Raw genomic sequence first — 23,714 nt, 5'->3', positions numbered from 1 at the left:
GCTGGCAAATCCGCTTGACGATCCGAAGCTGTGATGCGGAGCGAATTTAAGTAGTGAAGTGTGTGATTCCGGCTGTCAAGAAAAGCCGCTATCGTGTGATACGTGCCCGTACCGTAAACCGACACAGGTAGATGAGGAGAGAATCCTAAGGCCGGCGGGAGAAGCATTGTTAAGGAACTCGGCAAAATGACCCTGTAACTTCGGGAGAAAGGGTGCCTGGGAAACCAGGCCGCAGAGAATAGGCTCAAGCAACTGTTTAGCAAAAACACAGGTCTATGCAAAACCGTAAGGTGAGGTATATGGGCTGACGCCTGCCCGGTGCTGGAAGGTTAAGAGGAGGGGTTAGCGCAAGCGAAGCTCTGAATTGAAGCCCCAGTAAACGGCGGCCGTAACTATAACGGTCCTAAGGTAGCGAAATTCCTTGTCGGGTAAGTTCCGACCCGCACGAAAGGCGTAATGATTTGAGCGCTGTCTCGACAATGCACCCGGTGAAATTGAAATACCAGTGAAGATGCTGGTTACCCGCGCCAGGACGGAAAGACCCCATGGAGCTTTACTCCAGCTTGATACTGGGATTCGGTACTGCATGTACAGGATAGGTGGGAGACTGAGAAACTTGGACGCCAGTCTGAGATGAGTCGCTGTTGGGATACCACCCCTGCGGTATTGGATTTCTAACCTGCAGCCGTGAACCGGCTGGGGGACAATGTCAGGCGGGGAGTTTGACTGGGGCGGTCGCCTCCGAAAGGGTATCGGAGGCGCTCAAAGGTTCCCTCATAATGGTTGGAAACCATTAGAAGAGTGCAAAGGCATAAGGGAGCTTGACTGCGACACCGACGGGTGGAGCAGGTAGGAAACTAGGACTTAGTGATCCGGTGGTATGAAAGTGGGATTGCCATCGCTCAACGGATAAAAGCTACCCTGGGGATAACAGGCTTATCACTCCCAAGAGTTCACATCGACGGAGTGGTTTGGCACCTCGATGTCGGCTCATCGCATCCTGGGGCTGTAGCAGGTCCCAAGGGTTGGGCTGTTCGCCCATTAAAGCGGTACGCGAGCTGGGTTCAGAACGTCGTGAGACAGTTCGGTCCCTATCCGGCGTGGGCGTAGGATATTTGAGAGGAGCTGTCCTTAGTACGAGAGGACCGGGATGGACGGGCCGCTGGTGTACCTGTTGGAGTGCCAACTCCATGGCAGGGTAGCCAAGCCCGGACGGGATAAACGCTGAAGGCATCTAAGCGTGAAGCCCCCCTCAAGATGAGATATCCCATACGCAGGTAGTAAGACCCCTTGAAGACGACAAGGTAGATAGGTCAGAGGTGGAAGTGTGGTGACACATGGAGCTGACTGATACTAATCGGTCGAGGGCTTGACCAAAAGGTAAGGGAACAAAAAGTTGCAGGTATTCGGTAGTTCAATATGTGGTTTTGAAGGTATGTATACTTTCAATATTCCTCGATAGCTCAGTCGGTAGAGCAAACGGCTGTTAACCGTTGGGTCGTAGGTTCGAGTCCTACTCGGGGAGTTTTTAAGAATTAGCAAGGCCCCATGGTCAAGCGGTTAAGACATCGCCCTTTCACGGCGGTAACAGGGGTCCGAATCCCCTTGGGGTCATTTAACTAAATATGGCGACATAGCCAAGCGGTAAGGCAAAGGTCTGCAACACCTCTATCACCGGTTCGATTCCGGTTGTCGCCTCTTTCTAAGAATCACAGAAATGTGGTTCTTTTTTTCTGCTAAAATAGACTCTTTCCATATCTGAGCCAATATGGTACTATGTATAAGTAAAAAAATTGACAGGATAAAGACATGAATTATATTGTATTTGATCTGGAGTGGAACCAGAGCGCGGAGGGAAAAGAATGCTCCGTGGAGCATATGCCCTTTGAGATTATTGAGATTGGAGCTGTGAAGCTGAATAGACAGATGAAACAGATAAGTGAATTTCATCGTCTGGTACGGCCAAAAGCTTATAAAGAAATGCATTTTAAAATATCAGAAGTGACGCACATGGACATGGAGGAGCTTTCCCGGAAGGGACAGCCATTTCCGGTAGTGATGGAGGATTTTCTGAACTGGTGTGGAGAGGACGAATATATTTTCTGTATCTGGGGATCCATGGATCTGACAGAGTTACAACGGAATATGACCTATCACGGGATGGAAATTCCCTTCCCAAGACCTTTATTATACTATGATGTGCAAAAATTGTATTCTCTGGAGTATTCTGATGGAAAGAGCCGTATTTCTTTAGATCACGCTGTAGAACAGCTTGATCTGGACCAGGAGCGTCCATTCCACAGGGCTCTGGATGATGCAGTTTATACAGGACGGACACTACGCCATATTAATATGGAAGAATATGGGAAATATAGTTCGATCGATTATTACCGGCTTCCAAAACGTGGGTGCAGTTATCAGTTAAAATTTCCAGAGTATTCAAAATATGTTTCAGGGGAATTTGACTGTAAGGAAGAGATCCTTAAGGATAAAGAAATTGCAGATATTGTATGTGTAAAATGTGCCAGAATGCTGCGGAAAAAGATACGCTGGTTTTCTTATGGGCAGCGGTTTTATTTCGCTCTTGGCATTTGTCCGGAGCATGGTTATATGAAGGGAAAGATCCGGGTCAAGAAATCGGAACGGGATCTATATTATGCAGTAAAGACCATTAAAGCAGTGGGGGAAGATGCACTGCCTATGCTGGTCCAGAAAAGAGAAGATAACAAAAAGAAAAAGAAGAATCCGTCAAAATAGTAAGAATGACGGATTCTTCTTTTTTTATGGATCTTATGTAGGGATTTTGGCTTTGAATTTATTCTTCGCGCATTCGGTAGCCAACACCGATCTCTGTAAATATGTATTGTGGCTCAGCCGGGTTTTCTTCCAGTTTTCGGCGGATGTGGGCCATATTTACCCGAAGGATCTGGTTGTCATTATCTGCATATGGTCCCCAGATCTTTGTGATAATAGATTCATAGGTCATGACCCGGCCGGCATTCTGGGCAAGGAGACATACCAGCTTGTATTCAATCTGGGTCAGGTGGACATCCTGATCTTTGACCTTCACCAGACGACGTTCAAAATCTACTAACAGATCTCCTACCTGGTATTTGGAGCTTCCAATATGCTGGTTGCGCTGGGAATGCCGCAGAGCGGTACGGATACGTGCCAGAAGTTCCCCGGTGCCAAATGGTTTGGTCAGATAGTCATCAGCACCCAGATCAAGGGCTGCGATCTTGCTTTTTTCCAGTGTTCTTGCAGAGATAACGATAATAGGTGTAATGCTCCAGGAGCGGACCTGCTCGATCAGCTTTAAGCCGTCCATGTCCGGTAATCCAAGGTCTAAAAGAATCACATCCGGATGTTCGGAAGTAATGTACTGCAGGCCTTCTCTGCCTGTATTCGCAGTGATCACACGGTAGCCCTGAGGTTCTAAAATGTGTTCGATAAAGCTGCAGATATTTTTCTCGTCTTCAATAATGATAATGTTCGCTTTTGTAGTCATAATCAGTACTCCTTCCAGTCGGGTAAGGTAAAAGTAAACATAGCGCCGTCTGCATGGTTTGCAGCCTGGATAGTGCCGCCATGGGCATTAATAATGGTCTTGCAGATAGAAAGCCCGATTCCCATTCCTTTGTGGCTGTCACCGGATTCATTGGTATTTACACCGCCACCGTCAAACAAAGTAGGAAGCCGTTTGGGGTCAATCCCCTTTCCGTAGTCTTTGATAGTGATATAAAGACTTTCTTTTTCTGTGCGCACTTTCAATTCAATAGGCTTTTCGCTGCCAGAATGAAAATGAGCATTTTCTAAAAGATTGTTGATGACCTGTTCGATCAGCATGGCATCCATGGGGACCATGATAAAAGCATCAGGAACACTGACTTTGACGGAGATATCAGGGAAGCGTTTGTGGAAACGCTGGACTGCCTCAGAAATAACTTCCTCTAAGGATTCGTCCGTTTTATTAACAGAGCTTATGCCCTGGTCATCCTGGATACGTGTAACAGAAAGAAGATTTTCTACCATATTTAACAGCCACTGGGCATCTTCTTCAATATTGTGGATCAGCTTGCGCTTTTCCTCTGGTGGCATTTCATTTTCCTGCTCTAAATAGGTGGCACTGGAACCAATGATGGTAGTCAGTGGGGTGCGCAGGTCATGAGACATGGCACGCAGCAGATTGGCGCGCATGGTTTCTTTTTCTGCCTGCATCAGCATACGGTCCTTTTCCTGGATCTGGGCACTCTGCTTGGAAAGCATGATGCAGATACTGCTGGTGAAACAGGAGATAAAAGTCATTCCAACGAAAGTAAGGGGATATCCGCTTAATGTGAAGTTCAGGGTCATATATGGGTAAGTGTAGGCATAATTGACCCAGAATACACTGTAAATAGAGGCAATGATACCAGCGCTGTAGCACTTAGTATACTGAGCATGGAGCAGGATCGCCAGAATGTAAATAATGGATACATTAATGGCATTGCCGCTTAGATGGAAAAGCGCATTGGCTGTAAGGGTAGCGGCTGTCATACAGGCAATCGTTATGGGAAGTGTGTGCAGTGTATTAAAAAATGTGGCCTTTAACCGGCCTGGTAATTTTTTCAGACAATCTTTTTTCAACGCCATAGGATCCACCTCGCTCTGTATTCAATTGTATTATAATTGATTCCTGTCCTAAGTGCAATGTGCGGGTTAAACGTAACGTTTTCTTAGCGGTCAAAAGGCGTTTTCCTGCGGGGACGTTTTACCTTATGTTTTTGCTTTTTGTAAGATGGGGCAGAGCTTCGTTTCTGGGAAAGCAGCTGATCAAAATCAGAAGATGAATAGCCGATATCTTCCAGGCGTTCTAAGCGGCGCTTGCGGCGCAGGAGCAGGTCCTCTTTTTCTTTTCGGTGAGAATGGAGAAGGAAAAAGAGGATGACTCCTGCTGCTGTAAGACCAAGAGCGCAGATTCCAACTAAGATAATGGGGAATTTCTTCCCAGATTGAGGAGAAGCAGCAGAACGGTCAGCGGGGGGCAGAAGGTTCTGGGGCTGTTTTTCCGTCTGATCGGTGGATTCAGTCTGTAATTCGGCCTGTGGAGCTGCTATGTGTCTTGTCTGGCCTGTAGAGCATAAATAGACTTGTCCAATTGAATGGCCGTCATATTGGTAAAGAATGCGGGCGATGGCATTATCAGGGGCATTTTCATCCAGGTCATAGGAAAGAGAAGCCTCTGTATCAGAAAAGTCTGCATCTTTTGGAATGACAACCAGACTGTTTTTGTCTAATTCAAGAGAAATGTTATCCTGGGCAGTCATGCCTCCAATGGTCATATCATTATCCAGAGCCTTATAAGAAGTTTCATGGTCAGCAGCCTTTAATATCTGAAAACGGTCAAAACCAAAGTCAAGAAGTGCTTTTGTATCTGGATAATGGGTCTGGTGGCCATTTAATACAACGGCAATCAGGGTCATGTCATTTTTTTCTGCACAGGTAACAAGGGTATTGCCGGCAATGGAGGTATAGCCGGTTTTTCCGGCAAAGGCACCAGGATAGTAGACAGAGGTATTTTTCACCAGCATGCGGTGATGGTTTGCCACATAGCCGCCTTCGGGATTGCGTTTAGTAGGAGGCAGTTTGTAGTTGCGGGTGCTATCAATTTCTAAAAAATCCGGATTCTGGATAGCTGCTCTGGTGATCAGGGCCATATCGTGTGCAGTAGTATAATGGTTTTCATCATTTAAACCGCTGGGATTTGCAAAATGGCTTCCGGTGCAGCCAAGACTTTCAGCTGTCTGGTTCATAAGCTCTGCAAAGGCTTCCCTGGAGCCGCTTACATGGCAGGCAAGTGCATTGGCACTTTCATTGGCAGAAGCCAGCATCAGGGCGTACAGACAGTCACGGACCGTGAGAACATCACCTTCATCAATACCAGCGGTACTGCTTCCTACTTCCACATTGTAGACGTCATCATGGGAGAAGGTAACTTCTTCATCAAGACTGCAGTGTTCCAGGACGATCAGGGCAGTAAGTATTTTTGTGATACTGGCTGGGTAATAAGGCTGGTCTGCGTTTTTAGCAAAAAGAACCGTTCCGGTCTGCGCTTCCATAAGGATCCCGCCATCTGCCTCAATGGAGATGGCAGATGGCCAGAAAGACGCGGCCAGAGCGGTTCTTACATATGTAAAGAGTATAAAATAAATACTGAGGACTAAAAATAAAGCCCTTTTTCCAAGATTTATAAATTTCCCATATTTCATATAAAAATGCTCCTATTTACGGCGTTTGTTTTTCAGGGTCATGATCAGACAGAGACCAAAAAGAATCAGTGACAGAGAGCCGAAGAGGAAAGCAATACGTCCGGCAGTATCCATGAAAAATCCTTCAGGTACAATATTGATCAGCATATCTGTGGACGGGTCAAGGATCCACAGGTCATTATTAAAAAACATATGGTGGAAAAGGATAAAATATTTCGTAAAGTTTGTGGATATAATAGCAGCCAGTGCTGCGATCGATGCAAAGAACAGTCCGGTTCCCATACAGAGGGAAGAAGGAAGGAGTGTACGCAGATCAGCTTTTGAAAGAACTATAAACAGCAGGGCGATCACGCAGACAGCCACACAGATCCGCCGCAGTATAATGGCTTTTAAAAACAGCCCCTGAACATCTTCCATATGAGCGATCTCACGTTCATTGAAAAATTCACGGGTCTCTCCGCCCATATGTGTGGTTACATGAAGATCTGCACGTTTCCCCTTTAAGTAAGCCATCATCTGGTTGGTAACATCTAACAGGTCATCCATAGTCATGGAAGGAAGATCGTCTAAGACCTGGTATTTGGTGTATTCTTTTTCAAAATATCCGGGATTCCAGTAAACAACAGCTTCTACTGAGGTAAAAAAGAGAATGATCATAAGACAGAATGCGGTAAGGATACCGGCAAAGCGTTGAAGATGTTTCATTAGGTTGCCTCCTTTTGGAAAAATGTTCTCCGGGAATCTTCATTTTCCTATATGCGAAAAAAGCCCGACCCCGCAGCTTCTGGTATCTGCAAAGTCAGACCTTTAAATGCGCCTTCAGGGACTCGAACCCTGGACAAATAGATTAAGAGTCTACTGCTCTACCAACTGAGCTAAAGGCGCATGTCTATGCGTTTTTGAATGACACGATAGACATTATAATGTTTTTTTTGGACCTTGTCAAGACTTTTTTAAGATTTTTTTTCGTTTACGGAAGCGTTTTTTACGTTTACATCTAACTGGTTAAATGGAATCTCAATTCCAGCCTGGTCAAACTTCAGTTTGATCTGCTCCAGTATTCTCCAGCGTACAGTCCAGTAATCAGTGGTATTTGTCCAGCCTCTTGCACCCAGGATAACGGAGCTGTCTGCTAACTGATCTACATAGACGGTAATACCGTCTTCTTTTAAAATAAGAGGATCATTTGCATAAATCTGGTTTAGGATCTCCTTGGCTTTCTTCAGATCAGAAGTATAACCGATGCCAACGGTCAGGTCTACACGGCGCTTTGGCTGGGCGGTCACATTTGTGATGACTGCATTGGACAGGCTGCCGTTGGGGATGGTGATCTTGCGGTTGTCTATAGTAACTAAAGTTGTGTATACAAGACCTATATTTTGTACAGTTCCTTCCGTGCCTTCACAGATGATGTAATCGTGGATGCCGAAGGGTCTCATAACAAGGATCAGGATACCTCCTGCGAAGTTTGCAAGACTGCCCTGAAGAGAAAGACCGATAGCCAGTGTTGCGGAACCTAAAAGAGCAATGATAGAGGCGGATGGTACGCCGATCTTTTCCAGTGCCATGAAAATGACAATCGCGTATGTAATAGCATTTGCCAGGGAAATAAGGAATTTGCTCAGGCTGAGATCCATTCCCATACGGTCAAAGGTCTTTTTCAGAAAATGGCTGATGTAGATGGCGATCCGTGAGCCAATAAAGATGATAAGGGCAGCAATAGCCAGCCGGTAAGCCACGGATAAAAGCCCTGGAGCCCATGCTTTGATGGATTCTAAAATGGAATTTGGTTTTAATTGCTGTAAATCCTCGTGGACTTCTGCGGCTACTGCCTGGGTCTCAGCCAGAGTAGGGAGCGCACTGCTTTCCTGGGCTGCAAATAATATCATAAAGTTTCCTCCTGCTCTTGTTAAATGTTTTCTCGGAATCTTCTCATAAAATCAGGTGAAAGAAAGAATCCGGGAACATATGTTAAGTAAGATAGAATAAGTTTACCATGATTTGCAGGAGGGGACAATGTATTGTAAATATTTGGTTGATTTTTTTTGAAAAATATTAAAAAAGTCGTTGACAAGAAAGGGCATGTACGTTATAATCATCGTTGTGTTCAGGAGAACGCGCCTTTAGCTCAGTTGGTAGAGCAGTAGACTCTTAATCTATTTGTCCAGGGTTCGAGTCCCTGAAGGCGCATTGAAAGGTCTGGTTTTGCAGATATTGGAGGCTGCGGGGTCGGACTTTTTTGTTGCGTAAAAATAGAAAAAAGGTATTGTGCCAGGAACAGGCGCAATGGGATCGCGGTCAAACAGTTATTTTTTGTGGCAGTGTTTATGACTGGGACAGGGGCCGAGGCATTTGTTGACCTCGCGAAAAGCTTTACAAAGTTTCAAGGCCCGTTTGTCCCAGTCTTTTTTGTCGCAGGTGGCCTTGCAAAGCTGTCTGGTAAGTTTTGGTGGGAGTTTCATGGGAATGGGACTCCTTTTTTATTTCTGTTCTTTATATATATATGATGATACCAGGGGAAAAAGGTCAAAAATGCGACGCAAGCGTGCTTGCAGGAGGATTTATGACCTTGGGTCCCGCCCAAAACATGAGTAAGAAGCCATTTTTTGAAGAAAAATGAGCAGATTACGAATGTTTTTAGAATTGAGGAAGTGCAAAGCACGCAGCAATCCGGTATCAGGAGGGTTAAAAGGAAAATTCCATATTTATAAAAACAAGAAGATGTCATGGATGAACTGTAACATTTTCTGTGGTCTCTTTCGGTTCTCTTATAGCGATCAGCTTGCAGATGGGATTTCCCATAGAAGAAAATTTTTCTTCATATTCTGTCATTACATTTCCGACAGACATAACTGGATCATGGTGCAGGTCGAAGGTGTGTGCTGTAATAGTCCAGCCTGCTTCTGGAATTGCCTCCAGAGAGTAATCAAAAAGCCCTTTATTGTCAGTTTTAAATTCTACGGTTCCGTGGTCAGCTAAGATCTGGCCGTATACAGCCATAAAATCAGGAGAAGTCAGACGGCGCTTTGCATGGCGGTCTTTTGGCCATGGATCGGAGAAGTTAAGGTAGATCTTGTTTACTTCTCCTGGTGCAAAGTAGTCTGCCATATTTTTGGCATCAATGCACATAAAATAGATGTTGTTTAATTCTAACTGGGCACGTTTTTGAAGACCTCTTAAAAGTACACTGGAGTAGCGTTCAATGCCGATGTAGTTAATATCAGGATTCTGTTTGGCCAGTTCCATGATAAAACGGCCTTTTCCCATACCTACTTCGATCTGGATGGGGTTATCGTTGCCAAAAAACTGGTTCCAGCTGCCTTTATGAAGCTCTGGTTCCTGGATCACATAGGGGCTTTCTGCAATGGTTTCTTCTGCCCCGCGTATATGTCTTAAACGCATGGATGTTGTCCTCTTTCTTAAATATAGTATGCGATTTGGATAGTAAACAGATATCTTCCGCAGTTGCGGAAAATATGAAAGTGAAATATCTGCTAGTAACTATATCATATAGTGCTTAGTGATTGCAAGGCAAAGGAAAAATTGATATACTTACGTTAGCAGATAAAAGAGCAGCTAAAAACGCAAATACTGCTTTATTACATACAAAGGAGGAAGGGCGATGTCAAACTTTGAACGCACTACCAGCTGGCAGCAGATCCAGCAGGGGGTAAAGGAAGCAGAGCGCCTGATCGTCAGCAAAGACTATAATCTTGTTATGGTGAAAGCCAGACAGATATTAGAGTGTATGGTCCGTTGCCTGGCTGAGAAGGCATGCCTTGTAGATGGAGATCTGGCAGATACCATAGATCAGCTTTATGAGGGACACTGGATCGATAAAACCACGAAGGATGATTATCATACTATCCGTATTTTGGGAAATAAAGCGGTTCATGAAAATGACAATACAGCGTATAATGCCAACCAGGCATACCAGCTTCTGACCAAGCAGGTGTATGCGTTTTCACATGATTTTCAGGTATCCAAAACCTTTAATGTGCCTGTGACCGAAACAAGACCGGTGCGAAATACCAGAACAGGTGCAGCAGCTGGCAGTTCAGGGACAGGAAGCACATCTTACGGCCGGACAGACGGGACAAGACCGCGTACAGGTACCGGTGCAGGAAACGGCACCCGCTCAGGAGCAGAACTGCAGGGAGTTTCTGATCGTTCCAGAACAGGGGGAAGCCGTAACAGAGCAGGAAGTAATACAAATACAGGCAGCCGAAGGAGAAATCCCCAAAGTACCAGGCGCTCCTATGGCGGTTCTTCCCGAAGTGGAAGGACCCGCAGAAGAAAACACAGACCATCACCTGTGGAAATGGTATTAAAATTCCTGATCCCGCTCCTTGTGGTCGTGATCCTGATAGTGGCGATCCGTACTTTGATGCCGGGGAAGAAAAAAGCAGATCCGACCCAGCCGGAGACAGTGACTACAGAGCAGATCCAGACAGAGCCTGAAGCGCCTACACCGGAAGAGACCCAGCCACCGGCAGATACCTATGTAGTGACTGGAAATAAAGTAAATGTGCGTACGGAGCCGTCTGCCAATGGCCGTATTCTGGTACAGTTAGAAGGCGGAACAGAAGTTGTTTATGTAAAGCGCTATAATAATGACTGGACTGTGATCAACTATGATGGTCAGGAAGCCTATATTTCCAGCCAGTACATTGCAAAGCAGGAAGCAGAAACCGATGCACAGCCACAGGAAGAAGCAGCCGCTGAAAGTGAAAGTGTAACTAACTAATAGTGAGAAATTTGTACAAAACAGGAGAATGAGACCTATAAAAAGGTCTTGTTCCCCTGTTTTTTTGTGCATAACGACTAAAAAAATCGTTAAATTTTAAATTATTGTACAATTTCACACTGTTATTTTTCAAAAAAAGTAGTATGATAAAAAAATGCAAAATGCAAAATTGCATTAAAAAAAGAACAAAGAAAGGGAGGACTGTGATATGGATACAGTGATCAATCGGCTGTCTGATATTGAAAAAGCCGCTGTTTCTGTTATGGATGGTGCCGGTGAGCGTAAAAAGCAGATGGCCCGTGAAATGGAAGAGAAAACGGCGGCGTTTGATGCCCGGCTGGAAAAAGAAACCCAGGATCGCATTTCCCAGATACGCGGAAAAATGGAAGAGGAATTACAGCAGGAGTTAAGACAGCAGAAAGAGGATGCCAAAGCAGTGATGGCGCGGCTGGAAGAGGCCTATGAAGCCCGGCATGAGGAGTATGCACAGGCTCTCTTTAAAAGCATGATAAAGGAGTGAGGACATGGGAAGCCTGATCAGTTACAGCGGCATTTCCACCAAGGTGAAGGCTATGGAGCGTTTCAGGATCCGCCCGGAGCAATTTGAGGCAATGGCAGACCTGGGATCTGTGCCTGAGGCGGTTCAGTTCTTAAGGAGTAATCCATCTTATGAAAAGGCATTTTCCAAAGCTTCTGAGGATGAGCTTCACCGCGGAAAGATCGAGCAGCTGTTAAACTTAAGCAAATACCATGATTTTGCAAAGCTGTACCGGTTTGCAAATGTAGGGCAGAGGCGTTTTCTGGACCTTTATTTCATGCACTATGAGATCGATATATTAAAAACCTGTCTCAGAAATGCAGCAGGAAACAGAGAAAGTGCCCAGGATCTTTCGGGGTTTAAGGAATTTTTTGATAAACATTCGGATATGGATCTGGTGCAGCTGTCCCAGTGCAGGAGCATAGAAGATGTGATCCGCGGGTTAAAAGGTTCTGCTTACTATGAGCCGTTAGAAAAGCTTTTAGAACAGGGGAAAGCAACGCTTCCGGCCTGTGAAACGGCTATGGATATGCTTTATTTCAAGACTATCTGGAAGATAAAGGATAAATATCTTTCAAAGGCAGAGGCAAAAATGCTGGCCCAGTGCTTTGGCACGAAAATGGATATGCTGAATTTTCAGTGGATATGCCGGGCAAAAAAATATTATAACCTGTCAGAAGGTGATATTTATGCGCTGATCATTCCTATCCAGTATCATGTTACCAAAAAAGAAATCCAGACCATGGCTCAGGCGGAAAACATGGAACAGGTTTATGGTGTGATCAAAAACAGCTGGTACAAATGCCAGGATATAGAAGGGCTTATGGAACATGGACTTGGAAACGGGGCAAAGGAGCTTACAGATAAGATCTATGAGCTTACAAGCAGGAAAGAGCCTTATTCAGCAGCAGTACTAAACTCTTATCTTTATTTTAAAGAAAGAGAGATCGAACAGATCATAACTACAATCGAACAGATACGTTATGGGATGACAGCAAGGATTTAAGGGGGTTATGTGAAGTGATAGAGAAAATGAAGTTCTTAAGCATTACCGGCCCCAAGGCAGACATTGACCGGGTGGTGGATACCTATCTTTCCAGATATGAGATCCATTTGGAAAATGCTCTGTCAGAGTTAAAGACGGTAAAAGACTTAAGGCCTTATATTGAGACCAATCCGTATAAGGAGAAATTGAATCTTGCCAGGGAACTGGCAGAAAAGATCGGCGGGCAGCTGCAGTCAGTTCCTGAGAAAGAACTTCCGTCCCAGGAAGAGGCAGCAAAAACCGTAGATGATATAAGCAGCCGCTTAAAAGAACTGAATGATAAGAAAGAGGAGCTTCAGGCGCAGATCCAGACATTAAAGCGATCAAAAGACCAGGTAGAACCATTTACAGAATTGAATTACAGTGTAAAGGAGATCCTGGGATTCCAGTTCATCAAGTTCCGTTTTGGCCGTATTTCCAGGGAATACTTTGACAAGTTCAACAGCTATGTGTATGAGACCATTGATACGGTCATGTTTAAGTGTCTGGAAGATGCGGAATATGTATGGATCGTTTATTTTGTGCCGGAGAAGCTGGCAGATAAGATCGATGCTATTTATGCGTCTATGCATTTTGAACGCTGTTTCCTGCCAGATGAGTACGAAGGCACTCCTATGGAAGCAGAGCATGTGTTAGATGATAAGATCAAGGCACTGGAAGCAGAAAAACAGGAGCTTGAAGGAAAGATCCTTCAGACACTGGATGAAAATAAACAGGAGCTGGCAGCAGCCTGCACCAGACTGGAACGTTTTTCTGTTAACTTTGATGTGCGAAAGATGGCAGCCTGCACCAAGCATGGCTATCATACATTCTACATCCTTTGCGGCTGGATGAGTGAAACAGATGCAAAGAAGTTTCAAAAAGAGATAGAATCGGATGCAGACACGTTCTGTATTATAGAAGATGACCACAACAACATCATGAGCACTCCGCCTACAAAAATGAAAAATCCGGGGCTGTTTAAGCCATTTGAGATGTATGTGGAGATGTATGGTCTGCCTTCTTATAATGAGATCGATCCTACGATCCTGATCGGTATTACTTATTCTATTCTGTTTGGATTTATGTTTGGTGATGCGGGACAGGGACTCTGTCTTCTTATTGGCGGGTTCTTACTGTATAAATTCAAAAAAATGCGTCTGGCGGGCATTATTTCCTGCTGTGGATTCTTTTCTACCATATTCGGAGTGCTGTTCGGCAGCGTGTTCGGATTTGAAGATATTATTGACGCAATGTGGTTAAGACCACAGGAAGCTATGACCGATCTTCCATTTATTGGAAAATTGAATACAGTGTTTGTAGTTGCCATTGCCATTGGTATGGGCATTATCCTGCTGTGTATGATCTTAAATATCATCAACAGCGTAAAGGAGCATAATACAGAGAAAACATGGTTTGACACCAACGGTGCTGCCGGACTTGTATTTTACTTTGCACTGGCAGCAGTTATTGTCCTGTATATGAGTGGTAATGCTCTTCCGGCAACCATTGTACTGACTGTGCTGTTTATTATTCCGTTGCTGCTTATGTTCTTTAAGGAACCATTGTCAGCGATAATAGAGAAGAAGGCACAGAAAATGGAAGGCGGCGTGGGAATGTTCATTACCCAGGGCGTATTTGAATTGTTTGAAGTGCTTTTAAGCTATTTTTCCAATACACTTTCCTTCGTCCGTGTAGGTGCTTTTGCAGTGAGCCATGCAGCTATGATGCAGGTGGTTTTAATGCTTGCAGGCGCAGAGGCTGGAAGCCCTAACTGGGCGGTAGTTATTGGTGGAAACCTGTTTGTATGCGGTATGGAAGGCCTGATCGTAGGTATCCAGGTCCTTCGTCTGGAATATTATGAGCTGTTCAGCCGGTTCTACAGAGGAAGCGGACGGGCATTTGAACCTTATGGAAAGCATTAGATAAATAAATGAACCTGGAACATGTGCCGCCTGGCAGGTCAGGTAGACATGGGAGATCCAGATATCTTAATCTCAAGAGAAAAAGGAGAAATCAATCATGAGTTTATTAGTTAAAATGACATTAAGCGCAGCATTAGTATTAAGCATCGGTGTACCTTTTGGAGCATTTGCAGCAGGAGAAAAGACAAAGGGACGTTATAAAACAGCTCTTGGTGTAAACGTATTTTTATTCTTCGGGACCATGATCGCAGCAGCCGCTTTCATGTTCTCAGGAAATGCATTTGCAGCAGAGGAAACAGCAGCAGCCGCTTCTAACAGCGCAGCTGGAATGGGCTATCTGTCAGCGGCTCTTGCAACCGGTCTTTCCTGTTTAGGCGGTGGTATTGCAGTATCTGCAGCAGCAAGTGCAGCACTGGGCGCTATCAGTGAAGACAGCTCTATTCTTGGTAAATCCCTTATCTTCGTAGGTCTTGCCGAAGGTGTGTGCCTGTATGGTCTGATCATTTCCTTTATGATCTTAGGTAAGCTTTAATATGAAAATGTATCTCATCAGCGATAACATCGACACCTGGACCGGCATGCGCCTGGCAGGTGTTGACGGGGCTGTGGTACATGAGAGGGACGAACTGAAACGTGAGCTGGATAAGGTTCTGGCCGATAAATCTATTGGCATTATCCTGTTAACTGAAAAGTTTGGCAGGGAATTTCCGGAGATCATCGACAATGTAAAGCTGGAGCGGAAGCTGCCGCTGATCGTAGAGATCCCGGACCGCCATGGAACCGGCCGCAAGCCGGACTTTATCACCTCTTATGTAAACGAGGCCATTGGATTGAAACTATAGAAAGCAGGTGAAGAGCTTGACAACAGAGGAAAAGCTGAAGCATTTTCAGGAGATCTGTATGACAGATGCAAGGGAAAAAAGTGCAAAAATACTGGACGATTACGCAAAAACTCTTGATAAGGCCTATGAGGAGCATACAGAAGATGCCAGGAAGCGGGCGAAAATGCAGGAAGAGGCTGAGACGGAAAAGTTAGGGCGTGAGCGTAACAAAAAGCTTTCCATTGGACAGCTGGACTTAAGAAGAGAAGTAAGCCACAGACAGGAGGAATTAAAGGATAAGCTGTTTGTGGAGATAAGAGATAAACTGGCTAATTTCATGGAGACAAGAGACTATCTGGACCTGTTGGAAAAACAGATCGGAGCAGCTAAAGCAGTTGCAGGTGATGAGGCTATGGTCGTATACATGGATCCCTCTGATGAGGACAAGGCCCGCAGACTGGCCATGCACCACAATGTAACTGTAAAGATCAGCGAATATTCCTTTGACGGAGGCATCCGTGCGGTGATCCCGTCCAAACATATCCTGATCGACAGTTCCTTTAAGACAAAACTGGAAGAAGCGCGCCATGAATTTAAGTTTGACTTGGGAGGTAAGCAGTAAATGGCTAAGACAGGTGTGATCTACGGTATCAACGGACCTGTAGTTTCTCTGGCCGGTGATCCCGGATTTCAGATGAACGAAATGGTGTACGTTGGTAAGGAAAATCTGGTAGGCGAAGTCATTGGGCTTACCTCAGAAAAAACAACGATCCAGGTGTATGAGGAGACCAGTGGTTTAAAGCCTGGTGAGGTGGTAACAGGAACAGGAGCACCGGTTTCTGTTACGCTGGCTCCTGGTATTTTAAATAACATTTTTGACGGTATTGAGCGTCCTTTAAGCAAGATCGCAGAGCGCAGCGGCTACTATATCAGCCGTGGCATCAGTGTAGATTCTCTGGATACTTCCAAAAAATGGAAAACACATATGACAGTAAAGAAAGGCGACCGGGTGCTTCCGGGAACCATTATCGCAGAGGTTCCTGAGACAAGGGCTATTATCCATAAGGTAATGGTGCCGCCGGATACAGAGGGCTATGTATTAGACGTAGTGGAAGATGGGGAATATACCATTAATGAGCCTCTTCTTACTTTGCAGTTATTGGATGGAACAGAAAAGAAGCTGACCATGACCCAGAAATGGCCTATCCGTGTGCCGAGACCTTCTGCAAAGCGTTATCCTGCAACTAGGCCGCTGATCACTGGACAGCGTATCCTGGATACTATGTTCCCACTGGCAAAGGGAGGTACAGCGGCGATCCCAGGGGGATTCGGTACAGGAAAGACCATGACCCAGCATCAGATTGCAAAATGGTCTGATGCAGATGTTATTATCTACATCGGCTGTGGTGAGCGTGGAAATGAAATGACCCAGGTTCTGGAAGAATTTTCAGAGCTGATCGATCCAAAGAGCGGAAATCCCCTGATGGACAGAACTACATTGATCGCAAATACCTCCAACATGCCTGTTGCAGCCCGTGAGGCAAGTCTGTATGCCGGTGTAACACTGGCAGAGTATTACAGGGATATGGGATATCATGTAGCGATCATGGCAGACTCTACCTCCCGTTGGGCAGAGGCTTTGCGTGAGCTTTCCGGCCGTCTGGAAGAGATGCCGGCAGAGGAAGGCTTCCCGGCCTATCTGGCATCCCGTCTGTCTTCTTTCTACGAGAGAGCAGGCATGATGCGCAATTTAAACGGTACAGAAGGTTCTGTTACCATTATCGGTGCAGTTTCCCCTCAGGGCGGTGATTTCTCTGAGCCTGTTACCCAGAATACCAAACGTTTTGTACGCTGCTTCTGGGGACTGGATAAGAACCTTTCTTATGCAAGGCATTTCCCGGCTATCCATTGGCTGACCAGTTATTCAGAGTATGTAAATGATCTGTCATCCTGGTATATTGATAACGTAGATAAGAACTTTGTAAGTGACAGAAACCGCCTGATGGCGTTATTGACCCAGGAAAGCAGCTTAATGGAGATCGTAAAGCTGATCGGTGCAGATGTTCTCCCGGATGACCAGAAACTGGTCTTAGAGATCGCAAAGGTCATCCGTGTAGGTTTCCTGCAGCAGAATGCATTCCACAAGGACGACACATCAGTGCCTCTTACCAAGCAGTTTAAGATGATGGAAACTATTTTATATCTGTATAAGAAGTCAAAAGCACTGATCGCCATGGGAATGCCTATGTCCGTGCTAAAAGAAGATAAGATCTTTGATAAGATCATTTCTATTAAATATGATGTGCCAAATGACCGTTTGGACATGTTTGATGATTATAAGAAACAGATTGATGCGTTCTATGAGAATGTGCTGGAGCGTAACGCATAAGGAGGACTTAAAATGGCAGTTGAATATTTAGGTTTAAGTGAGATCAATGGTCCTCTGGTAGTGTTAGAGGGCGTTCAGGGCGCAGCTTATGATGAGATCGTGGAAATGACCGTTGGCGGCACTACAAAGAAGATCGGACGTATTATTGAGATCTACGGGGATAAAGCCATTATCCAGGTGTTTGAGGGAACAGACGGCATGGCTCTTAGAAATACCCATACAAGGCTGACGGGACATCCAATGGAGATCGCAGTTTCTGAGGAAATGTTAGGACGTACCTTTAATGGTATCGGACAGCCCATTGACGGACTGGGGGACATTATTTCTGATATCCGTATGGATATTAACGGACAGCCCTTAAACCCGGTATCCCGTGAGTATCCGAGAAACTATATCCGTACAGGAATTTCCGCCATCGACGGACTGACTACACTGATCCGTGGCCAGAAGCTTCCTATTTTCTCAGGAAATGGCCTTCCTCATGACCAGCTGGCGGCCCAGATCGTGCAGCAGGCATCATTAGGTGATAATTCTGATGAAAAGTTTGCCATCGTTTTTGGCGCTATGGGTGTAAAGCATGATGTGGCTGATTTCTTCCGCCGTACCTTTGAGGAAAGCGGTGTTTCCGAACATGTAGCCATGTTTATCAATCTGGCAAATGACCCGGTAGTAGAGAGGCTTATCACGCCAAAGATCGCATTGACACTGGCAGAGTATCTGGCTTATGAAAAGGGAATGCACATCCTGGTCATTTTAACAGATATGACCTCTTATGCAGAGGCGCTGCGTGAGGTTTCTTCCTCTAAGGGCGAGATCCCTTCACGAAAGGGCTTCCCAGGTTATCTGTACAGCGATCTGGCATCATTATATGAAAGAGCCGGTATCGTAGCAGGAAGAAATGGTTCTGTTACCCAGATCCCGATCTTAACTATGCCAAATGATGATATTACACATCCGATCCCGGACCTGACTGGTTATATTACAGAGGGACAGATCGTCCTGGACAGACAGTTAAACAGCCAGTCTGTTTATCCACCGATCAGCGTGCTTCCATCTCTTTCACGACTGATGAAGGATGGTATCGGTGAAGGCTATACGAGAAAAGATCATCAGGATGTGGCAAACCAGCTGTTTTCCTGTTATGCCAAGGTAGGTGACGCCAGGGCGCTGGCATCTGTTATTGGTGAAGATGAGCTGTCTGCCATTGACAAGAAGTATCTGGAGTTTGGTAAAGCATTTGAAGAGCATTTTATTGGCCAGGCACATCATGAGAACCGCTCCATTATAGAGACTCTGGAGATCGGCTGGAAACTTTTGCGTATGCTTCCAAGAGAGGAATTAGACCGTATTGATACCAAGGTTCTGGATCAGTACTACGAGGAGTGAGGTGAGCAGGAATGGATCCAAATACATTTCCCACAAAAGGTAATCTGATCGCTGCGAAAAACTCCCTGAAACTGGCAACTATGGGCTACGGATTAATGGATAAGAAGAGAAATATCCTGATCCGTGAGCTTATGGGGCTGATCGATGAGGCAAAGGGGATACAGTCTGAGATCGACACTGTGTTTAAGGCTGCTTATGAAGCGCTGCAGAGTGCCAATATTGAACTGGGCATCAATTATGTCCAGGAGATCGGAATGTCTGTTCCCGTGGATGATACAGTGAAGATCAAGGCAAGAAGTATCATGGGAACAGAGATCCCCTTAGTCCAGCACCAGGAAAAGCCTATGGAGCTGGCTTATGGGTTTAACAATACCTCTGAAGCCCTGGATATTGCCAGAGAACGGTTTGAGCGGGTAAAGGAGCTGACCATTAAGCTGTCTATGGTGGAAAATTCTGCGTACCGGCTGGCAAATTCTATTAAAAAGACCCAGAAGCGCGCCAATGCTTTAAAGAACATCACGATTCCTCATTATGAAGAGCTGTCCAGGTCCATTTCCAATGCCCTGGAAGAGAAGGAAAGGGAAGAATTTACCCGGTTGAAGGTCATTAAGAGGATGAAGACCGGGTGATGAAAGGCAGAAAATGGTAAAATAGCCGGATGCGTTGGAATACGGGAAAGGATATTGTATCATGTATACATTTAAAGATCTGGTAGAAATCACCGCAAAGCTGCGGGCAGAAGACGGCTGTCCATGGGATCGGGAACAGACTTTTGAGAGCCTGCGAAAATATATGAGGGAAGAGGCAGAGGAAGCGGTTCAGGCAGTGGACAATGAGGACATGGAAAATCTGTGTGAAGAACTGGGGGATGTGCTCTTTCAGGTGATGTTAAACAGCCAGATCGCAAATGAAAAAGGGCTGTTTTCTATAGATGATGTGATAGGTGGGATCTGCGAAAAAATGGTGCGCAGACACCCATGGGTATTCGGTGGTGAAAAGATAAATTCGGCCGAAGAAGGAGAGGCTCTCTGGGCCCGGATAAAAATGCAGGAAAAGGCCCAGGGATTTCGCTTTTAAGATAAAAAGTTCCCCGTTTTGCAAGGGATCCATCTGGCAGAACGGGGAATTCTCATATTGAATAAAAAGTTACTGTTTTTTCTGCATAAGCAATCAAAAAGGACACCTTTTATTGTATAATTATGTTACCCACAAAACAACACGAAAGAAGGTGTCCTTAATGAAAAATTAGCATTAAAGAAGCTGCTAACTTATATGAAAAGTGTATATAAAATCCCGGAGAAAATCAAGGGGTTATCGGACAAAAGAAAAAGAAGAACGATCCCATTATTTAATATCGTCATGCCGGCACTGCTCTTTCTGATGCTGCAGTATGAGAGTTTTCATACAGTTTTTTCTGCGCCTGAAAGTATGGGAAAACGATTGAAAAACTGCATACATGGAAAAATACCTAAAATTGATGCGGTCCGTGACCTTCTTACCCAGATAGATCCAGATGAGATCCGTGAGATCCACGACCAGACGATCGATATCATAAAAAGCAACCGTGTATTTCGGGAAGGGACTATAGGTGGATATGTTGTAGCCGGTATCGATGGAGTGGAATTGTTCAACAGCACAAAAAAGTCCTGTTCGGACTGCCTTAGCCGGAAAAACCGTGCAGGTGAAACAGAATATTTCCACCGGAGCGTGGTCTGTATGACAGTAGGAAAAACGCCACATGTAATCCTGGGCCAGGAAATGTTAAAACCGAGGGACGGAGCGGAAAAAGATGAAGGAGAACTGACAGGAGGAAAAAAGCTGATCAGACGTCTGAAGGAAAGACACGGACATTTCGCAGATGTGATCGTAGCAGATGCGCTGTATCTGAATGCCCCATTTATCAATACGATAAAAGAGTGCGGACTGGATGCGGTGATCCGACTAAAAGATGAACGAAGGGAACTGTTTCAGGATGCGGAAAGCCTGTTTAAGCGGGATGAGGGGAAAAAAAGGTCGTTTACCTGTGGAAAAAAGAATATAGAAGTCTGGGATCTTTCAGGATTTGAGATAGATAATAGTCCCCATAAGCTTCGTGTGATCCGATATCATGAAAGCTGGAAAGAAAACGAACGCCGGATGTGGCTGGTAACGACTCTGGATCAAGGGGAACCTCGGGTTTTATGGGAGATGATGAACCGAAGATGGGATATAGAAGAGAATGGATTCCACCAGTTGAAAACGTATTATCACGCAAAACATTGCTATTGCCATGCAGCAACAGAAGTAATATTTGATCTGATGATCATCGGCTTCAACATGAGAGAATTATACCTGTATCGCCGTATTCAAAGATTTAAAGAAAGTGGAATCAGCCGAAAAAGTGTGAACCGGAAGTTTTGTGATGAGCTATTATTGGAAAAAGTAAAAAGTATCTTGTATGAAAAGGGCGGATAGTCTGTCAGTGGGAAAATAAAAACAGGCGCTTTGAAATGAGCTAAATTTAACTAAGGGGGGACGTTGTGCGCATTCAGCTATTCAGGAAGCAAAAGAGAAAATAAGCGTGAGAGGGGCACTATTTATAAATATACAGTGCTAAAAGCGAAATCCCTGGAAAAGGCCAAAAAACCTTGACAAATCATAGTAAAGCAGATATAAATGATAGGGTATCACTGACAAGAATAAAGACGGTCCGAACCTGTTTTTTCGGATCCGGTTTAGGAGGAAAACATTGATGAACAAGACAGAGTTAATCGCAGCAGTAGCTGAGAAGGCAGAAATTTCTAAAAAGGATGCAGAAAAGGCAGTTAAGGCTTTTACTGATGCAGTAGCAGAAGAACTGGCAAAGGGCGGAAAGGTTCAGTTAGTTGGATTCGGTAACTTCGAAGTCAGCGAGAGACCAGCACGTGAAGGAAGAAACCCAAGAACCGGCGAGACCATGACCATCGCAGCTTCCAAGACACCTAAGTTCAAACCAGGTAAGGCTTTAAAGGACGAGATCAATAAGTAATTGATTTTTCTAAAAGCAATTAAAAGTGCTAAGATATAGGTAAAAGTCCTATGCTGGCACTTTTTTTATTGCAGATATAGATCAAAGCGTGAAGGAGCATAACATTTTGCATAATTTGTTTGTGCCTTAAATGAAACGAAAGGAATGATAAAAAACATGAGATTAGATAAATACCTGAAAGTATCCCGTATCATTAAAAGAAGGACTGTAGCAAACGAAGCCTGCGACAGTGGCCGTGTGATGCTTAACGATAAGGTAGCAAGAGCCAGTGCAGAGGTTAAGGCAGGAGATGTGATCGAGATCGCATTTGGAACCAAGGCTGTAAAGGTAAAGGTCACAAGCGTGCAGGATGCGATCCGTAAGGAAGATGCGAAAGAGATGTTTGAGTATTTGTAAGGGAATGGATAAAATCAGGCCAAGAAAGATTCCGAGAGAACATTATTGAGTATGGGAGGGGAGAGTTTTGCGCTTGAACTCTGGACATTTTCCTGTAAAACTGCTATTCTGAGTATAAGTAGGATTTCAAATAAATTTCTAAAGATTCTAAAATTCTAAGCTGTATCAAACACAGCATCTTATCTGAACTCTTTGCTTAAATCACTGATTAATGGATCGGGCAGAGAGTACGGAGAAAAACTTTCTGCCGCACAACAGAAAGGACGATGCCTATGACACAAAATGTATGGGAACAGGAAGCAGTAAAAGACTTGGTGCAGTTAGAAGAAGGAGAGTTTAATCTCTGCGATTTTGCATTGTTTTTGTCGGTTATGAAAAATGAAACAGCCCACAGGAATGTTTTGAGTATCATAATGGGTGAAAAGGATCTGGAATTAAAAGAGGTACATGTGGAAGAAGTTATTTTAAACCGCAGCGGACAGCGTGCCATCCGCCTGGATGCCAGAGCCACAGATATATCGGGACGCAATTTCGCAACAGAAATGCAAAATGACGCGGAGTAGGATGATATGCGCCGCAGGGCCAGATTTTATCAGGGGCTGATGGATACACCTGTTTTGAAATCGGGAAGAGAAACGAGATATAAATATCTTCCGCCAACGATCATTACATTCATCACCCAGAAGGATATTTTTGGAAAAGACCTGGCAAAGTACACATTTACAGAGCAATGCGAAGAGATAAAAGATCTGCATCTGGAAGACGGGACAACAAAGATATTCCTAAATATGTCCAGTAAGAATGGTGAACCGGTACTGGTCAGCCTGCTGCAGTATATGAAGCATACGACTTTGGAAAATCCAGAGATCCTGGTAAAAGATGAGCGTATAATGCAGTTAAATGAGATCGTGACAGAAGTAAAGCAATCAGAAGAATGGGAGGCTGTAAGGATGAGCATCTTATCAATAGGATTGGAGCGTGGAGAGAAGATTGGATTGGAAAAGGGACTAAATCAGGGAAAAGCACAAAGTATCCTGGAACTTTTGGAAGAAAGTGGCCCAGTAACTATGAAAACTCGTAAGATGATCTTAGATGAAACAGATGCGGAACGTCTGAGTGTATGGCTTAAGGCAGCTGCCAGAGCAGGATCTGAAGCAGATTTTTTAAGTAAAATATGCTGATCAGGAGATGGCAGTATATAAAAGAAGAATTCGACGAAGATTAAATATCTGG

General features: G+C 44.7%; 23 protein-coding genes, 5 tRNA genes and 1 rRNA gene (1 of these 29 only partly in view). 22 read left to right on the top strand and 7 right to left on the bottom strand.

Annotated elements, in window-relative coordinates:
* The 5 genes from OGM16_05395 to OGM16_05375 all read left to right on the top strand — a co-directional run.
* Positions 1-1,377 (top strand): 23S ribosomal RNA (locus OGM16_05395); it begins 1,511 nt to the left of the window's first position.
* Positions 1,378-1,452: 75 nt separating this feature from the next.
* Positions 1,453-1,525 (top strand) — tRNA-Asn (locus OGM16_05390).
* A gap of 17 nt (positions 1,526-1,542) precedes the next feature.
* A tRNA-Glu gene (locus OGM16_05385) sits at positions 1,543-1,614 on the top strand.
* A 13-nt stretch (positions 1,615-1,627) separates the two neighbouring features.
* Positions 1,628-1,698: transfer RNA gene (locus tag OGM16_05380), tRNA-Cys, on the top strand.
* Between the two features lie 111 nt (positions 1,699-1,809).
* Positions 1,810-2,757: an exonuclease domain-containing protein gene (locus tag OGM16_05375; GenBank protein ID UYJ47695.1), complete on the top strand. Its 948-nt coding sequence runs from the start codon at positions 1,810-1,812 to the stop codon at positions 2,755-2,757.
* A 58-nt stretch (positions 2,758-2,815) separates the two neighbouring features.
* On the opposite strand, the gene OGM16_05370 is transcribed toward OGM16_05375, so the two are convergent.
* From OGM16_05370 to OGM16_05345, 6 genes are all read right to left on the bottom strand, one after another.
* Positions 2,816-3,508, bottom strand: coding sequence for a response regulator (locus tag OGM16_05370; GenBank protein ID UYJ47694.1), 693 nt, complete (start codon positions 3,506-3,508; stop codon positions 2,816-2,818).
* A gap of 2 nt (positions 3,509-3,510) precedes the next feature.
* Positions 3,511-4,536 carry a PAS domain-containing sensor histidine kinase gene (locus OGM16_05365; protein ID UYJ48398.1) on the bottom strand — a complete coding sequence of 342 codons (1,026 nt, stop codon included), beginning with the start codon at positions 4,534-4,536 and terminating at the stop codon, positions 3,511-3,513.
* 179 nt (positions 4,537-4,715) lie between these two features.
* Positions 4,716-6,248, bottom strand: coding sequence for a D-alanyl-D-alanine carboxypeptidase (locus OGM16_05360; GenBank protein ID UYJ47693.1), 1,533 nt, complete (start codon positions 6,246-6,248; stop codon positions 4,716-4,718).
* A gap of 12 nt (positions 6,249-6,260) precedes the next feature.
* Complete coding sequence (locus OGM16_05355; GenBank protein ID UYJ47692.1) at positions 6,261-6,953, bottom strand: TIGR01906 family membrane protein; 693 nt, start codon at positions 6,951-6,953, stop codon at positions 6,261-6,263.
* A gap of 107 nt (positions 6,954-7,060) precedes the next feature.
* Positions 7,061-7,133 (bottom strand) — tRNA-Lys (locus tag OGM16_05350).
* A gap of 68 nt (positions 7,134-7,201) precedes the next feature.
* On the bottom strand, positions 7,202-8,137 hold the full coding sequence (locus tag OGM16_05345) for a mechanosensitive ion channel (GenBank protein ID UYJ47691.1): 936 nt from the start codon (positions 8,135-8,137) through the stop codon (positions 7,202-7,204).
* 228 nt (positions 8,138-8,365) lie between these two features.
* On the opposite strand from OGM16_05345, the gene OGM16_05340 reads away from it, so the two are divergent.
* Positions 8,366-8,438 (top strand) — tRNA-Lys (locus OGM16_05340).
* Positions 8,439-8,972: 534 nt separating this feature from the next.
* On the opposite strand, the gene trmB is transcribed toward OGM16_05340, so the two are convergent.
* Entirely contained in the window at positions 8,973-9,650 is a 678-nt protein-coding gene (gene trmB / locus OGM16_05335) for a tRNA (guanosine(46)-N7)-methyltransferase TrmB (GenBank protein UYJ47690.1), read from the bottom strand.
* Between the two features lie 220 nt (positions 9,651-9,870).
* Between trmB and OGM16_05330 the strand changes: the two genes are divergently transcribed.
* The 16 genes from OGM16_05330 (at position 9,871) to OGM16_05255 (ending at position 23,662) form a co-directional block, all read left to right on the top strand.
* The gene (locus OGM16_05330) at positions 9,871-10,995 is read left to right on the top strand and encodes an SH3 domain-containing protein (GenBank protein ID UYJ47689.1); all 1,125 of its coding nucleotides are present in this window, start codon (positions 9,871-9,873) and stop codon (positions 10,993-10,995) included.
* A 208-nt stretch (positions 10,996-11,203) separates the two neighbouring features.
* Positions 11,204-11,515, top strand: coding sequence for an ATPase (locus OGM16_05325; GenBank protein ID UYJ47688.1), 312 nt, complete (start codon positions 11,204-11,206; stop codon positions 11,513-11,515).
* A gap of 4 nt (positions 11,516-11,519) precedes the next feature.
* Positions 11,520-12,539, top strand: coding sequence for a V-type ATPase subunit (locus OGM16_05320; protein UYJ47687.1), 1,020 nt, complete (start codon positions 11,520-11,522; stop codon positions 12,537-12,539).
* 14 nt (positions 12,540-12,553) lie between these two features.
* A complete protein-coding gene (locus OGM16_05315) occupies positions 12,554-14,482 on the top strand; it encodes an ATPase (protein UYJ47686.1) in 1,929 nt (642 codons plus the stop codon).
* Positions 14,483-14,579: 97 nt separating this feature from the next.
* A complete protein-coding gene (locus tag OGM16_05310) occupies positions 14,580-15,014 on the top strand; it encodes an ATP synthase subunit C (protein UYJ47685.1) in 435 nt (144 codons plus the stop codon).
* A 1-nt stretch (position 15,015) separates the two neighbouring features.
* On the top strand, positions 15,016-15,324 hold the full coding sequence (locus OGM16_05305; protein UYJ47684.1) for a V-type ATP synthase subunit F: 309 nt from the start codon (positions 15,016-15,018) through the stop codon (positions 15,322-15,324).
* Positions 15,325-15,340: 16 nt separating this feature from the next.
* Positions 15,341-15,925, top strand: coding sequence for a V-type ATP synthase subunit E (locus tag OGM16_05300; protein ID UYJ47683.1), 585 nt, complete (start codon positions 15,341-15,343; stop codon positions 15,923-15,925).
* Positions 15,926-17,692, top strand: coding sequence for a V-type ATP synthase subunit A (locus OGM16_05295; protein ID UYJ47682.1), 1,767 nt, complete (start codon positions 15,926-15,928; stop codon positions 17,690-17,692). It abuts the gene before it with no gap.
* A gap of 12 nt (positions 17,693-17,704) precedes the next feature.
* Positions 17,705-19,078, top strand: coding sequence for a V-type ATP synthase subunit B (locus OGM16_05290; GenBank protein ID UYJ47681.1), 1,374 nt, complete (start codon positions 17,705-17,707; stop codon positions 19,076-19,078).
* A gap of 11 nt (positions 19,079-19,089) precedes the next feature.
* Positions 19,090-19,707 (top strand): V-type ATP synthase subunit D, encoded by a 618-nt coding sequence (locus OGM16_05285; protein UYJ47680.1) that lies wholly within the window; start codon positions 19,090-19,092, stop codon positions 19,705-19,707.
* 61 nt (positions 19,708-19,768) lie between these two features.
* Entirely contained in the window at positions 19,769-20,155 is a 387-nt protein-coding gene (locus OGM16_05280; protein UYJ47679.1) for a nucleotide pyrophosphohydrolase, read from the top strand.
* 195 nt (positions 20,156-20,350) lie between these two features.
* A complete protein-coding gene (locus tag OGM16_05275; GenBank protein UYJ47678.1) occupies positions 20,351-21,532 on the top strand; it encodes a transposase in 1,182 nt (393 codons plus the stop codon).
* Positions 21,533-21,809: 277 nt separating this feature from the next.
* Positions 21,810-22,085, top strand: a complete 276-nt coding sequence (locus OGM16_05270) for an HU family DNA-binding protein (protein ID UYJ47677.1) — start codon at positions 21,810-21,812, stop codon at positions 22,083-22,085.
* A gap of 156 nt (positions 22,086-22,241) precedes the next feature.
* Entirely contained in the window at positions 22,242-22,481 is a 240-nt protein-coding gene (locus OGM16_05265) for an RNA-binding S4 domain-containing protein (GenBank protein ID UYJ47676.1), read from the top strand.
* 272 nt (positions 22,482-22,753) lie between these two features.
* Entirely contained in the window at positions 22,754-23,044 is a 291-nt protein-coding gene (locus OGM16_05260) for a hypothetical protein (protein ID UYJ47675.1), read from the top strand.
* Positions 23,045-23,098: 54 nt separating this feature from the next.
* Positions 23,099-23,662: a hypothetical protein gene (locus tag OGM16_05255; protein ID UYJ47674.1), complete on the top strand. Its 564-nt coding sequence runs from the start codon at positions 23,099-23,101 to the stop codon at positions 23,660-23,662.
* The last annotated feature ends 52 nt before the right edge of the window (positions 23,663-23,714 follow it).

The organism is Lachnospiraceae bacterium, from assembly GCA_025758065.1.
Taxonomy (GTDB): domain Bacteria; phylum Bacillota; class Clostridia; order Lachnospirales; family Lachnospiraceae; genus Enterocloster.
The sequence above is the reverse complement of the archived record's forward strand: the minus strand, read 5'-3'. Positions and strand labels throughout refer to the sequence as shown.

Excerpts from the sequence above, each read along its gene's own strand:
- OGM16_05375 (UYJ47695.1), top strand. The coding sequence starts at position 1,810 with ATGAATTATATTGTATTTGATCTGGAGTGGAACCAGAGCGCGGAGGGA.
- OGM16_05370 (UYJ47694.1), bottom strand. The coding sequence starts at position 3,508 with ATGACTACAAAAGCGAACATTATCATTATTGAAGACGAGAAAAATATC.
- OGM16_05365 (UYJ48398.1), bottom strand. The coding sequence starts at position 4,536 with ATGACAGCCGCTACCCTTACAGCCAATGCGCTTTTCCATCTAAGCGGC.
- OGM16_05360 (UYJ47693.1), bottom strand. The coding sequence starts at position 6,248 with ATGAAATATGGGAAATTTATAAATCTTGGAAAAAGGGCTTTATTTTTA.
- OGM16_05355 (UYJ47692.1), bottom strand. The coding sequence starts at position 6,953 with ATGAAACATCTTCAACGCTTTGCCGGTATCCTTACCGCATTCTGTCTT.
- OGM16_05345 (UYJ47691.1), bottom strand. The coding sequence starts at position 8,137 with ATGATATTATTTGCAGCCCAGGAAAGCAGTGCGCTCCCTACTCTGGCT.
- trmB (UYJ47690.1), bottom strand. The coding sequence starts at position 9,650 with ATGCGTTTAAGACATATACGCGGGGCAGAAGAAACCATTGCAGAAAGC.
- OGM16_05330 (UYJ47689.1), top strand. The coding sequence starts at position 9,871 with ATGTCAAACTTTGAACGCACTACCAGCTGGCAGCAGATCCAGCAGGGG.
- OGM16_05325 (UYJ47688.1), top strand. The coding sequence starts at position 11,204 with ATGGATACAGTGATCAATCGGCTGTCTGATATTGAAAAAGCCGCTGTT.
- OGM16_05320 (UYJ47687.1), top strand. The coding sequence starts at position 11,520 with ATGGGAAGCCTGATCAGTTACAGCGGCATTTCCACCAAGGTGAAGGCT.
- OGM16_05310 (UYJ47685.1), top strand. The coding sequence starts at position 14,580 with ATGAGTTTATTAGTTAAAATGACATTAAGCGCAGCATTAGTATTAAGC.
- OGM16_05305 (UYJ47684.1), top strand. The coding sequence starts at position 15,016 with ATGAAAATGTATCTCATCAGCGATAACATCGACACCTGGACCGGCATG.
- OGM16_05295 (UYJ47682.1), top strand. The coding sequence starts at position 15,926 with ATGGCTAAGACAGGTGTGATCTACGGTATCAACGGACCTGTAGTTTCT.
- OGM16_05290 (UYJ47681.1), top strand. The coding sequence starts at position 17,705 with ATGGCAGTTGAATATTTAGGTTTAAGTGAGATCAATGGTCCTCTGGTA.
- OGM16_05285 (UYJ47680.1), top strand. The coding sequence starts at position 19,090 with ATGGATCCAAATACATTTCCCACAAAAGGTAATCTGATCGCTGCGAAA.
- OGM16_05280 (UYJ47679.1), top strand. The coding sequence starts at position 19,769 with ATGTATACATTTAAAGATCTGGTAGAAATCACCGCAAAGCTGCGGGCA.
- OGM16_05275 (UYJ47678.1), top strand. The coding sequence starts at position 20,351 with ATGAAAAGTGTATATAAAATCCCGGAGAAAATCAAGGGGTTATCGGAC.
- OGM16_05270 (UYJ47677.1), top strand. The coding sequence starts at position 21,810 with ATGAACAAGACAGAGTTAATCGCAGCAGTAGCTGAGAAGGCAGAAATT.
- OGM16_05265 (UYJ47676.1), top strand. The coding sequence starts at position 22,242 with ATGAGATTAGATAAATACCTGAAAGTATCCCGTATCATTAAAAGAAGG.
- OGM16_05260 (UYJ47675.1), top strand. The coding sequence starts at position 22,754 with ATGACACAAAATGTATGGGAACAGGAAGCAGTAAAAGACTTGGTGCAG.